Raw genomic sequence first — 13,200 nt, 5'->3', positions numbered from 1 at the left:
GGACATCCCGGCGCCCTCGTGAAACTATCGTGACTGGCATCACCGGCCATGGGACGATGGATGTGCGAGGTGAGCCATGAACGAGTTCTTTGCCGACGGTTTTCCCTGGTGGTTCATCTGGGTCGGTTTCGCCGTGGTCTCCGGTCTGGGACAGCGTGCCAAGCGCACCCGGCGCGGTCAGGGCTGGAACCGGACCGGTGGCCGGCGGCGCGAAAGCGCACGGTCGGAGGCGGCCCGGCGTGAGGCCGAACGGATGCGCGCCGCCGCCGCCGCGGAGCAGCAGCGGCTCCGCGACACCGCGGCGGTGATGGCCGACCATGACGCGGTGAACGCGCGCTGGCTGGACTACGAGCTGGACGTGGCCAAGCTGATCGATTTCCCCATGATGTCCGATGTCCGCGAGCCGCTCACGGTGGCGTTCCTGCGCGCCAAACGGACCGCGGACGGGCTGCGGCCGGTCACCGCCGCGGAAGTTGCCACCGACGAGCGGCTGCGCGAATACCGCGAGGCGGTGCGGGCCTATGAGGTGGCCTTCGACATCGCCGAACGCGAGGCCCGCCGCATTCAGGACCAGCACTTCAGCGGCCCCGAACGGCTGCGGCTGAACACCGCACGCCGGCTGCTGACCATCGCGGTGGACCGGGCGGCCACCCCCGCCGAGCGGCAGTTGGCCTACGCGCGGGCCCGCAAGGAGCTCGACGGTCTCTTGGCGCTGCCGGCCGAGGCCGTCGCCGCCCTGCAGCGGCGGGTCAATCCGGAATTGCTCCCGCCCCTGCCCCGCCCGGCGGCGGGACCGCCGGCGGGACGGCAATACGGCGGCGAGGCCTGAACCCGTATTGGCGCGCACCGCCCGCGGTGCGGGAAACTGGTCAGGCAAGCCCCGACGTCGTACTTTCAATACCCGCAAGGACACCGCCCAAGCACATGCAGATCACCATCCGCCCTGCCACCGCCACCGATTTCGACGACGTTGAGCGCCTGACGCGCGAGGCGTACCTGGCCGCGGGACACTTCCCGGCAGCCGACCACCCGTATCTGGTGCACGTTTCCGACGTGGCGCACCGGGCACAGCATGCCGAGATCTGGGTGGCCGAGCGGGGCGGAAAGGTGGCCGGGGCGGTCACGCTGGCGCAGGCTGGCGGGGAGTACGCCGACATCGCCCGGGAGGGTGAACTGGAGTTCCGGATGCTGGCCGTGGATCCGGGGCTGCAGCGCTCCGGCGTCGGCCGGGCGCTCGTGGACGCCATCGTGGAGTACGCGCGCACGCTGCAGGGCATCAACGCCGTGAGCCTGACCACCGGCAGCGACTGGACCGCGGCACACCGGCTGTATGAATCGCTGGGATTCGACCGTGCGCCGGAACGGGACTGGCCGGTGCCCGGAACGGATATCCGGCTGCTGGTCTTCGTCAAGCGCCTCTAGGCAGCCCACGGACCGCAGGAGTACGCGGCCGCACTCAGGGTTTCCCCAGTGTGAACGAATCGGTGAAGTTCCCGTCGCCGGCGCCGACAAACGTAGCCTTCAGGGAGTCCTCGGTCACCTCGATCTCCACAAACCCGTGCGTGGGGTCGGCGTTTGCGCCGGAGCGGGCGGCGAAGTAGGGCGCCTCGGCATCGGAGCCGTTGATGTCGCGCAGCGGTTGCCCGCCGGTGCCGACCGTCGCGAAGACCGTGCCGGCACCCGACTCGAAGTCGGCATCGATGTCGGAGATGCAGGCATTATTGCTGTGCGCGGGCAGCAGCGACGGACAGTTCGGGCCCAGGGCGAGTTGGTGTGTCCGCTGGTAGAGGTGTTCGTGCCCGTGCAGCACCAGGTCCACCTTTTTGTCCAGGAACAGATCCGTCACGGCCGGGCCGGGATCGCACTCGTAGCGGCCCACCGAGTGGCAGGGCTTGTGGGAGCCAACCACAACCCACGGAATGTCCGCCGTGCGGGCCGAGTCTATGGCAGCCGCCGTCCACCGGTAATGCTCCGTGCCGGGAAGGTAGTCCCATCGGCCGGATTCGGGAAACTCCAGGCCCGGCGAAATCAGTATCAGCCGCACCAGGGGATCCCGCTGCGGGATGTCCACGAACCATTGGCGCCCATAGGTGCCGTGGACACCGGGTAAGCGGGGAGGAAGGCAGCGCGCGAATTCGTCGATCGAACCGTTCCGGCCATCGCTTTCGTGGTTTCCGGAAACCAACTGCAGGGGGATATCCGGCCCCAGGTGGTCGGTGACGAAACTGCACCACCCCGGTTCTGTGCCGGGAAGCCCGTAGGACAGGTCGCCGAGCGCGAGTCCGAAACGGGGACCGCTTCCCGCCATCGCTTCCAGCACCTGCGCGGCACCTTCGTCGAAGCCGAAGTCCCCGGCAGCCGCGAATTTCAGGCTTTCCGCGGAGTTGCCGCCTGTCCGAGGCCCGGGGGCCGCCGGGCCGGCCGGGTTTGAGGCAGGTGGTGACGTAACCGGCGGGGCGGCCGGCGCGCGGGAGGTCATGGGAAAGCCCGCCGAGGCTGGCGGCGCCGGGGCGGGGGAGCCTTGCCCCGCGCTGCTGCAGCACGGCAGCAGCAGGGCGGTCAGGGCTATGGCAGCCAGCCGAGCCGGACGCATGAGGCCTCCTCGCCGCGAAGGAATTTGGCTGCCGGTCGGAAAGCTACCGGGCGTTCGCGGGGCCACAGTCTAGGTGCCCGGCGTAAGACGGTCAAACTTCTTCGCGAATTTCCTTGTCGCCCGCTGGCCGTTTGTGCCACACTGAGGACAGTATTTTGAGTGATCCGTTGGGGAACACGCCAGGCGGCCAACGCCTCGATGGGGACCGGAGCTACGCCGGGACAGGATGAGCTCCTACCGTGCGGACCGGGCGTCCGCACAAGCATCATGGGTGAGCGGGGACGGGTAGTCACCCGAAACGCTCTGCGCCGTTGGGGGCGTGTTTATGTCTGGCTTGTTGGTTCGCTGGACCCTCAAATTCCGGTTGCTGGTTTTGGCTGCCGCGGCGGGCATTCTCGGGTTGGGACTGGTGACCCTGCCGTCGATGCCGGTGGACAACCTCCCCGAATTCGCCCCGCCCCATGTCGAAATCCAGACCGAGGCGCTGGGTCTGTCGGCCGTAGAAGTCGAGCAGCTGATCACGTCTCCGATGGAGGCCGACCTGCTCAACGGCGTGGCATGGCTGGATGAAATCCGTTCGGTCTCCGTCCCGGGTTTGTCCTCCATCGAAATGATCTTCGAACCCGGCACCGATATTCTGCGGGCCAGGCAGCTGGTGGCGGAGCGGTTGACGCAGGCCTTCGCGCTGCCGAACGTCTCTACGGCACCGGTGCTGATGCAGCCGCTGTCGTCGAACAGCCGGGTCATGATGGTCCAGCTGAGCTCGGCCGAGCAGTCGGTGATCGACATGTCGGTGCTGGCCCGCTGGAACATCAAGCCCGTGCTGATGGGCGTCCCCGGGGTGGCCAACGTGTCGATCTGGGGCCAGCGTGAACAACAGCTCCAGGTCCATGTGGACCCGGAGCGCCTCCGCGCACAGGACGTGACGCTGAACCAAGTGATCGAGACCACGGGAAATTCCGTATGGGTGTCCCCGCTGAGCTTCCTGGAAGCCTCGACCCCGGGCACCGGCGGATTCCTGGAGTCGGCCAACCAGCGCATCGGTATCCAGCACGTGCTGCCGATCCAGAACGCCGAGGACCTGGGCAAGGTCAGCGTCGAGGGGACCGGCGACAAACCGCTCCAGCTCTCCGATGTGGCCGAGTTGAGGGAGGACCACCAGCCGTTGATCGGCGACGCGGTCACCGGAGACGCCCCGGGACTCATCCTGGTCATCGAAAAGTTCCCCGATGCCAACGTCGTCGAAGTCACCAAACACCTCGAGGAGGCATTGGACGAGCTTCGCCCCGGCTTGCCCGGCATCGAGGTGGATTCCACGATCTTCCGCCCGGCAAGCTTTTTGGAGTCCGCCGCGAACCAGTTGGGACTGGCGCTGCTCATCGGCCTGCTCGTGGTGACCGTTGGCATCGGCCTTGCCTTCCGATCCTGGCGGTATGCCCTCATCGGGCTGGCGGCAATCGTCCTGTCGGCGGTGGCTGCGGCGCTGATACTGCAGTGGCAGGGAGCCGTGCTGAACACCATGGCTTTCGCAGGCATCGTGCTGGCGCTGATCGTCGGCGTGGGCGACGTCATCGCCGACCTGCACAGCGTCCGGCACAAAGACACCGGCCAGCCTGCGCGAACCGTGGCGCCGGCCCCCGCGCACCCTTCGGGGCAGGAAACGGCGGCAGGCGACCCGGCCGGCTTCGGCGGGAACCAGCAACCGGCGGAGGCAACGGCGACCGACGGCCGGGAAAGCCTGCTGGCCCGGGCCCTGCGGCGGTCGAGAATGCCCATGATATTCGCGGCCCTGGCAACATTGCTCGCGCTGGCCCCGGCCTTGTTCATCCGGGGCGTCGACGGCGCCTTGCTGAGGCCCCTGATACTCTCCTACCTGCTGGCCGTCGCCGTCGGGTTTATCGTGGCCCACACCGTCACGCCTGCCCTGGCCAGCATTCTCGTGCCCGCCCGGGAGAAGACGAGGCCGGTCCCCGCCGCCGTGCAGAAGATCCAGCGCAGGCTGGACCACCTGCTCGCCTCCGCCGCCGAGGGGCGGCGCTGGCTGGCAGCCGGCGTAGTCGCCATACTCGGGATCGCTGCCCTGGCTGCGATCCCGCTCGTCGCTGCCGGAAACCCCGTGGTGGCTTCCGTGCCGGACCGCACCCTGCTGATTCAGTGGGACGCCGCCCCCGGCACCGCCAATACCGAGATGAACCGCATTACCGCCAGGGCCAGCGATGAACTTAGGACGGTCGACGGCGTCGCTGCCGTCGGCGGCCACGTGGGGAGGGCCATCACGTCGGATACCGAGGCGAACGTCAGTTCCAGCGAGATCTGGGTGACGCTCGAGGACGGCGCGAGCTTCGACCGGGTCAAAGCCGACGTACAAGGAATCGTCGACGGCTACCCCGGCCTGGCGAACCGGGTGCTGACCTATCCGGAAGGCCAGGTCGACCGGGTTCGGCAGGCCAACGAGCAGGGCTTTCAAGTACGCGTCTACGGAATCGAGCTGCCCATCCTGCGGGAGAAGGCCGAGGAACTCCAACAGGTCATGGCCGGTATCGACGGTGTAGCCAATTCGCGGCTGGACATTGCGGTGGAGCAGCCGATCGCGGAGATCGAGGTCGACTTGGACGCGGCCGAACGGGTGGGCATCAAACCGGGTGACGTTCGCCGGGCCGCTGCCGCCATCCTGCAGGGAATCGAGGTCGGGTTCATCTTCGAGCAGCAAAAGGTGTTCCAGGTGATCGTCAAGGGCGACGAAGCTACCCGCGGAAGCCTCACCAGTGTCCGCGACCTGTCCATCGATACTCCTGATGGCGGCAGCGTGCGGCTCGGCGACGTAGCCGACGTGCGCATTAGCCCGAACCAAACGGTCATCCATCACGACGACACCTCGCGCCGCATCGATGTGCTCGCCGATATCGAGGGGCGGAGCCTGGGCGAGGTTCAGTCGGAAATCCGCGCAGCGATCGCCGAAATGGAATTTCCGGTCGAGTATCACGCGGAAATCCCGCCCCAGTACGAAGAACAGCAGGTCTCAGCCCAGCTGATTTGGTGGCTCGCGGCCGCGGCTGCCGTCGGCATCCTGATCCTGCTGCAAACCGTGCTCGGTAGTTGGCGGCTCGCCGCCCTGGTGCTGCTGGCACTGCCGGTCGCGCTTTCCGGAGGAGTGCTCGCGATCCTGCTCACCGGCGGCGACGGATCACTGTATGCGCTGGTGGGGCTCGCGGCAGTGCTCGGCTTTGCCATCCGGGAAGCGCTGCAGCTGCTGGGGCATTTCCAGACCTTGCAGAGCGAGGACCCGTCCCGTCGTCCGGTCGACCTGATGCGCAGGGCCGTCGGCGACCGGTTGCTGCCGATGCTCCTGGCCGCTGCGGTCGCTGCCCTGGCACTGGTGCCCTTGGTCGCCCTCGGCGGAACCGTCGGAGCCGTCACCATCCTGCCCCTGGCCGTAGTGGTTTGGGGCGGCCTGATCACCACCGCACTGCTGGTGCTGTGGGTCCTGCCGGTTCTGGTTCTCACACTCGGTTCTTCCGGCCAACCCGACTGGTCGAACTCACTTGTCAATATGCACGAGTCTGTACTGCAACGGAGGCAGGAAATGTCATGACTGGCCAACGTCATGGACGCCACGGTGCGCTGGTCGCAGCGACGGCCGCGGCAACCATCGTGTTGTCCGGCTGCGCGGCAGCCGGCCCGGAAATGGAACCCCAGGGCATCGAGGCCGCCGTCAAGGAGACGATTCCCGGCTCTGAGCTGAACCGGCTCACCCTCACCGAGCAAGCGGCGGAACGGCTGGACCTGACCACGGAGCCGGTGGCCGCCGGAACCGGGAGCGGGCTGGAGATTCCCTACAGCTCGCTGATCTACGATCCCGCCGGCGACACCTGGGTCTACACCAACCCCGAACCCCTGGTCTTCGTCCGGGCTCCGGTCGAGGTGGACCGGATCGAGGGCGACGTCGTGCACCTCAGCGACGGCCCGGAGCCCGGCACCGACATAGTCACCCTCGGTGCCGCCGAACTCTTCGGCGCCGAGTTCGATACGGCCCACTGACATGCGCCGGATCGTCGCTTTCAGCCTCAAATTCCGGTCCGTGGTGGTTGCCATCGCCGTCGGAATCATGCTGTTCGGCGGCGTCAGCCTGAGTACCGCGTCGGTGGATGTTTTTCCTGAGTTCGCGCCGCCGAAGGTCGAAATCCAGACGATCTGCATCGGCCTGACCGCCTCCGAGGTGGAAGAGCTGGTCACCGTCCCGCTCGAAGAGGCGCTGAACGGCGTCGAGGGCCTGGACGACCTGCGCTCGAAATCGGTCTCCCAGCTGTCCTCCATCGTGCTGATCTTCGAACCGGACACGGACCTGTTGACCGCCCGGCAACTGGTATCGGAGCGGATCGCCAACACCACCCCGACCCTGCCCACCTGGGCATCGCCGCCGGTCATGCTGCAGCCGTTGTCGTCGACCAGCCGCGTCATGAAGATTGGCCTGACCTCAGACGAGCGCTCGCTGATCGAGATGTCGATGATCAGCTACTGGAAGATCCGCGCCCACCTGCTCCGCGTGCCAGGCGTCGCGAACGTGGCCATCTGGGGCGAGCGCCTGCAGATGCTGCAGGTGCAGGCCGAACCCGAGAAGATGCGCGCCGAGGGCGTGTCGCTAAACCAGGTGATGACGGTCACCGCAGACGCCCTGGATGCGGGGCTGCTGCAATATTCCCCCGGCGCGGTGATCGGCACCGGCGGCTACATCGGAACACCCAATCAGCGGCTGGGCATCCAACACGTGCTGCCCATTACGACGCCGGAAGCCCTGGCGAAGGTGACCATCGACGAGCGCGACGGCGATCCGCTGCGCCTGGGCGATGTTGCGCGCGTGGTTGAGGACCACCAGCCACTCATCGGGGACGCCGTGATCAACCAGGGCGAGGGGCTCATGCTCATCGTGGAGAAACTGCCCTGGGGCAACACCCTGGAAGTCACCAAGGGGGTGGAAGCGGCGCTGAAGACGATGGAGCCGGGCCTGAGCGGCATCGAGATCGACACGGAAATCTTCCGCCCCGCCAGCTTCATCGAAGAATCGCTGGACAACCTGACCCTGGCGCTGCTGCTCGGAACCGTCCTGGTGATGATGGTCCTCGGCGCCTTCCTGTTCCAATGGCGCACCGCGCTGATCAGCATCATCGCGATTCCGCTCTCGCTCGTGACCGCCGCGCTGGTGCTCTACCTCAGCGGCAGTTCGGTCAACACGATGGTCCTGGCGGGGCTGGTCATCGCCGTGGGCGTGGTCGTAGACGATGCCATCATCGACATCGAGAACATCATCCGGCGGCTGCGCCAGCACCGCGCCGAAGGCGGCAGCAGGTCCACCATGCGGGTGGTGCTGGACGCTTCCCTTGAGGTCCGCGGGCCGATCGTCTATGCCACGTTGATCATCATCGTGGCGGCCATCCCCATCTTCTTCCTCGAAGGACTCACCGGGGCGTTCTTCCGGCCGCTGGCCATCTCCTACACCCTGGCCGTGCTCGCCTCGATGCTGGTCGCCCTGACGGTCACCCCGGCGCTGGCCCTGATCCTCATGCGCAACGTGCCGTTGGAATCCCGCGAGCCTCCGCTGGTACGGGTCCTCAAACGCGGCTACCACGCCATCCTCAAGCGCTTCGTGCGGCGCCCGCGCCCGAGCTACGTGGTCGCCGGCGCCATCGCGGTCGCCGGCGCCGTGATGGCGCCATTCCTCGGGCAGTCGCTGCTGCCCGACTTCAAAGAGCGGGACTTCCTGATGCACTGGGTCACGCAGCCCGGCACCTCGGTGGAGGAGGAGTACCGCATCAGCCAGCGTGCGTGCGCCGAACTGCTGCAAATCGAGGGCGTGCGCAACTGCGGCGCCCACATCGGACAGGCGTTTGCCGCCGACGAGGTGGTCGGGGTCAACTTCGGCGAGAACTGGATCAGCATCGACCCGGCGGTGGACTACGACAAGACCCTGGCCGCGGTCCAGGAGGTCGTGGAAGGCTACCCGGGCATCCACCGCGACGTGCAGACCTACCTTAAGGAACGGATCCGCGAGGTACTGACCGGATCGAGCAACGCGGTGGTGGTGCGGCTCTACGGCGATGACTTGGACATGCTGCGGGAGAAAGCCGAGGAGATCAACGAGATATTCCTGGCCACCGACGGCGCCATCGACGAGCACGTGTCATTGCAGACGGACGTGCCGCAACTCGAAGTGACCGTCGACCTGGAGACGGCACAGCGGTACGGGCTGAAACCCGGCGACGTCCGGCGCGCCGCGGCAACGCTGGTGGCCGGAGAAGAGGTAGGCGACGTCTACCGGGGCGGGAAGGCCTACGACGTCCAGGTCTGGAGCCCGGAGGAAATCCGATCCGACGTGACCAGCATCAGAAACCTGCCCATCGACACCCCGAGCGGCGACCGCATCCGGCTGGCGGACGTCGCCGACGTCAGCCTGCGGCCCACGCCGAACGTCATCGAACGTGACGACAACTCCCGGCGCATCGACATTGAGGCCAACGTCGAAGACGGGGCGCTGGCGTCAGTGGTCGCGGCGATGGAGGCCGGGCTGGAAGAGATCGAACTGCCGCCCGGATTCCATGCCGAAATCCTCGGCGAGTACGAAGAACGGCAGGAAGCCACGCAACTGCTGCTGACCCTCGCCGTTGTGGCGCTCGCCGTCATCTACTTGCTGCTGCAAGTGTCCTTCGGCAGCTGGCGCCTGGCGACGATGATCATGCTGACCCTGCCGATCGCGCTGGTGGGCGGCGTGTTTGCGGCTTTCCTGGGCGGCGGCGTGCTCTCCCTCGGTTCCATCGTCGGGTTCCTGACCGTGATGGGCATAGCCGCGCGCAACAGCATCCTGCTGATCAACCATTGCCAGCACCTGGAGAAGTTCGAGGGCGAGACCTTCGGTCCGGCTCTGGTGCTGCGCGGGGCGGGCGAACGTCTCTCGCCGATTTTGATGACCACGCTCGCTACCGGATTGGCGCTCGTGCCCCTGGTGGTGATGGGCAGCATCCCGGGGCACGAGATCGAGCATCCGATGGCGTTGGTTATCCTCGGCGGGCTGGTCACTTCCACGCTGCTGAACCTCTTCGTGGTCCCTTCGCTGTACCTGCGGTTCGCCAAGCCCAAGGGCGAACGCAGGGAACCCGAGGCCGTCGCCGTGGGATAGTCCCTCGGCGTTCCCTGGCGAATCCCGACCCTTCTGCGCCGGTAGACTGAGAAGGAAAAGCATTCCATCCGCGTAGGAGACTCATGTCTGAGATCAATCGTGCGGCGGTGGCGCATTTGGCGCGGCTGGCCCACATTGAGATGACCGCCGAAGAACTGGACAAGATGGCCGGCGAACTCGACGTCATTGTCGATTCGATCAAGTCCGTCCAGGAAGTTGCCAGCCCCGATGTTCCGGCGACCTCGCACCCGATCCCGCTGAACAATGTGTTCCGCGAGGACGTGGTGGGCGAGACGCTGAGCCAGGAACTTGCCCTGGCGAACGCACCGGACCAGGCCGACGGCCGGTTCAAAGTTCCGGCGATCCTGGACGAGGAGTAACACGCAACCATGAGCGAACTGATTACCCATAGTGCGGCCAAAATGGCCGAGATGCTGGCCGCCTCGGAGGTGTCCTCGGTCGAGGTCACCCAGGCGCATTTGGACCGCATCGCCGAGGTCGACGGCGACCTCAACGCGTTCCTGCACGTGAACACCGACGAGGCGCTCGCGGTGGCGGCGGACGTGGACAAAGCCCGTGCCGCCGGCGAAGAGCTGCATGCGCTGGCGGGCGTACCGATTGCGATCAAGGACCTGATCGTCACCGTGGGCCAGCCGACCACCGCCGGCTCGAAGATCCTCGAGGGCTGGATGAGCCCGTACGACGCCACCGTGATCAAGAAAATCCGGGCGGCCCGCATGCCGATGCTGGGCAAGACCAACCTGGACGAATTCGCCATGGGTTCCTCCAGCGAGCACTCCGCCTACGGTCCCACCCGCAACCCGTGGGACCTGGACCGGATCCCCGGTGGCTCCGGCGGCGGCTCTGCGGCCGCCGTGTCCGCTTTCGAGGCACCGCTGGCGCTGGGCACCGACACCGGCGGTTCCATCCGCCAGCCGGCCGCGGTGACCGGTTCGGTGGGCGTCAAGCCGACCTATGGCGGAGTGTCCCGCTACGGCGCGATTGCGATGGCGTCTTCGTTGGACCAGATCGGTCCGGTGACGCGCACGGTGCTGGACGCCGCGCTGCTGCATGAGGTCATCGGCGGACACGACCCGGCCGACTCCACCTCGCTGACCGACCCGGTGGGTGCGCTGGTCGAGGCCGCCCGGAACGGCGACGTGCGGGGCATGCGCATCGGCGTGATCAAGGAACTGCAGGGCGAAGGCTACGCGGCCGGCGTGCAGGTCCGCTTCGACGAGGCCCTGGAACTGCTGCGCGGGGCGGGTGCCGAGGTGCTGGAGGTCTCCTGCCCGAACTTCAAGTACGCGCTGGGCGCCTACTACCTGATCATGCCCTCGGAGGTTTCCTCCAACCTGGCCAAGTTCGATGGCGTCCGCTACGGACATCGCGTGCTGCCGGCGGAGGGCCCGATGACGATCGAACGCGTGATGGGTGCGACACGTGCCGCCGGCTTCGGCGACGAGGTCAAGCGCCGCATCATCCTGGGCACCTACGCCCTGTCCGCCGGCTACTACGACGCCTACTACGGTTCGGCGCAGAAGGTCCGCACGCTGGTTCAGCGCGACTTTGCCGCAGCGTTTGAGACCGTCGACGTGCTGGTCTCTCCCACGGCGCCGACGGCCGCGTTCAAGCTGGGCGAGAAGCTGGACGACCCGATGGCCATGTACCTCAACGACGTGGCCACCATTCCGGCGAACCTTGCCGGAGTACCTGGCATCTCGGTGCCGGGCGGCTTGGCCGACGGACTGCCGGTGGGTATCCAGTTCCTGGCCCCCGCCCGTGAAGATGCCCGTTTGTACCGCGCCGGCGCCGGTCTTGAAAACCTGCTGGAAGCCCAGTGGGGCGGCCCGCTGCTGGCCCAGGCTCCTGTCCTCGGAGGTGTGAAGTAAATGGCTGCAACACAAGAGTTGGTCTCCTTCGAAGAGGCGATGGCGAAGTACGACCCGGTCCTCGGGTTCGAGGTCCACGTCGAGCTGAACACGAAGACCAAAATGTTCTCCGCCGCTCCGAACGCGTTCGGCGATGTGCCGAATACGAACGTGTCGCCGGTGGACCTTGGCCTGCCCGGAGTCCTGCCGGTGGTCAACAAGTCGGCGGTGGAGTACTCGATCCTGATTGGGCTCGCGCTCAACTGCAAGATCGCCGAATCCTGCTTCTTCGCCCGGAAGAATTACTTCTACCCGGACACCCCGAAGAACTTCCAGACCTCCCAGTACGAAGACCCGATCTGTTACGACGGCTACCTGGACATCGAGCTGGAAGACGGCGAAGTGTTCCGTGTGGAGATCGAACGCGCGCACATGGAGGAGGACGCGGGCAAGCTCACCCACATGGGTGGCGCCACCGGCCGGATTCAAGGCGCCGAGTACTCGCTGGTGGACTACAACCGCGCCGGCGTCCCGCTCGTGGAGATCGTCACCAAGCCGATCGTCGGAGCCGGCTCCCGTGCTCCGGAACTGGCCCGTGCCTACGTGGCCGCCGTCCGCGAGATCGTCAAGAACCTGGGCGTCTCCGACGCACGGATGGAACGCGGGAACGTCCGCTGCGACGCGAACGTGTCCCTGATGCCCAAGGGCTCGGAGCAGTTCGGCACCCGGTCCGAGACCAAGAACGTGAACTCGCTGCGTGCGGTGGAACGTGCCGTCCGCTTCGAGATCCAGCGCCACGCCGGGGTCCTGGATGCCGGCCAGAAAGTGGTCCAGGAGACCCGCCACTGGCACGAGGACACCCGCTCCACGACCGCGGGCCGGCCCAAGTCCGACGCCGATGACTACCGCTACTTCCCGGAACCGGACCTGGTCCCCGTGGTCACCACCGAAGAGTGGATCGAAGAACTGCGTGCCCGGCTGCCTGAGCCGCCCGCCGAGCGGCACAAGCGGCTGAAGGCCGAATGGGGCTATTCCGACGCCGAATTCCGCGACGTGGTCAACGCCGGCGTGATGGAGTCGATCGAAGAAACCATTGCCGCCGGTGCCTCCGCTGCTGTGGCCCGCAAGTGGTGGATGGGCGAGATCTCCCGCCGCGCCAAGGAGGCCGAAATTGAGCCTTCGGAACTGGGCGTGACCCCGCTGACCGTGGTCGAGCTGGACCGGCTGGTGCAGGCCGGCAAGATCAACGACAAGCTGGCCCGCCAGGTGCTCGACGGCGTGCTCGCCGGTGAGGGCACACCCGAGGAGGTCGTGGAGAAGCGCGGCCTGGCAGTGGTGTCGGACGATTCGGCCCTGCTGGAAGCAATCGACGCCGCGCTGGCGGCCCAGCCTGACGTGGCCGAGAAGATCCGCGGCGGCAAGGTCCAGGCCGCCGGCGCCATCGTGGGCGGGGTCATGAAGGCCACCCGCGGGCAGGCCGACGCCGGTCGGGTCCGTGAGCTGATCTTTGAACGTCTCGGCGTTCAGGGTTAGCCGGTGGAGCGGACGATGAACGGCACGGCGTGGGG

At 66.9% G+C, this 13,200-nt stretch carries 9 protein-coding genes; 8 read left to right on the top strand and 1 reads right to left on the bottom strand.

Features of this window, described 5'->3' with window-relative positions; all coding sequences use genetic code 11:
* Positions 1-76 precede the first annotated feature (76 nt).
* Both AC5RVD_RS11110 and AC5RVD_RS11105 read left to right on the top strand, forming a co-directional pair.
* Positions 77-829 carry a hypothetical protein gene (locus AC5RVD_RS11110; RefSeq protein ID WP_494111451.1) on the top strand — a complete coding sequence of 251 codons (753 nt, stop codon included), beginning with the start codon at positions 77-79 and terminating at the stop codon, positions 827-829.
* A gap of 95 nt (positions 830-924) precedes the next feature.
* Complete coding sequence (locus AC5RVD_RS11105) at positions 925-1,422, top strand: GNAT family N-acetyltransferase (protein WP_494111450.1); 498 nt, start codon at positions 925-927, stop codon at positions 1,420-1,422.
* A gap of 34 nt (positions 1,423-1,456) precedes the next feature.
* On the opposite strand, the gene AC5RVD_RS11100 is transcribed toward AC5RVD_RS11105, so the two are convergent.
* Positions 1,457-2,593, bottom strand: a complete 1,137-nt coding sequence (locus tag AC5RVD_RS11100; protein ID WP_494126936.1) for a metallophosphoesterase — start codon at positions 2,591-2,593, stop codon at positions 1,457-1,459.
* Between the two features lie 325 nt (positions 2,594-2,918).
* On the opposite strand from AC5RVD_RS11100, the gene AC5RVD_RS11095 reads away from it, so the two are divergent.
* The 6 genes from AC5RVD_RS11095 (at position 2,919) to gatB (ending at position 13,165) form a co-directional block, all read left to right on the top strand.
* The gene (locus tag AC5RVD_RS11095; RefSeq protein WP_494126935.1) at positions 2,919-6,185 is read left to right on the top strand and encodes an efflux RND transporter permease subunit; all 3,267 of its coding nucleotides are present in this window, start codon (positions 2,919-2,921) and stop codon (positions 6,183-6,185) included.
* The gene (locus AC5RVD_RS11090; protein WP_494111447.1) at positions 6,182-6,631 is read left to right on the top strand and encodes a hypothetical protein; all 450 of its coding nucleotides are present in this window, start codon (positions 6,182-6,184) and stop codon (positions 6,629-6,631) included. Before AC5RVD_RS11095 ends, AC5RVD_RS11090 begins: the two co-directional genes overlap by 4 nt.
* 40 nt (positions 6,632-6,671) lie before the next feature.
* Positions 6,672-9,761, top strand: a complete 3,090-nt coding sequence (locus tag AC5RVD_RS11085) for an efflux RND transporter permease subunit (protein ID WP_494126934.1) — start codon at positions 6,672-6,674, stop codon at positions 9,759-9,761.
* 83 nt (positions 9,762-9,844) lie between these two features.
* The gene (gene gatC, locus AC5RVD_RS11080) at positions 9,845-10,141 is read left to right on the top strand and encodes an Asp-tRNA(Asn)/Glu-tRNA(Gln) amidotransferase subunit GatC (protein WP_493977642.1); all 297 of its coding nucleotides are present in this window, start codon (positions 9,845-9,847) and stop codon (positions 10,139-10,141) included.
* A gap of 9 nt (positions 10,142-10,150) precedes the next feature.
* A complete protein-coding gene (gene gatA / locus AC5RVD_RS11075; protein ID WP_494126933.1) occupies positions 10,151-11,653 on the top strand; it encodes an Asp-tRNA(Asn)/Glu-tRNA(Gln) amidotransferase subunit GatA in 1,503 nt (500 codons plus the stop codon).
* Complete coding sequence (gene gatB, locus AC5RVD_RS11070) at positions 11,654-13,165, top strand: Asp-tRNA(Asn)/Glu-tRNA(Gln) amidotransferase subunit GatB (RefSeq protein ID WP_494111444.1); 1,512 nt, start codon at positions 11,654-11,656, stop codon at positions 13,163-13,165. It abuts the gene before it with no gap.
* Positions 13,166-13,200: the final 35 nt, after the last annotated feature.

The organism is Arthrobacter sp. THG-b23 (assembly GCF_059091265.1).
This window is presented reverse-complemented; position numbering and strand designations above follow the sequence as displayed.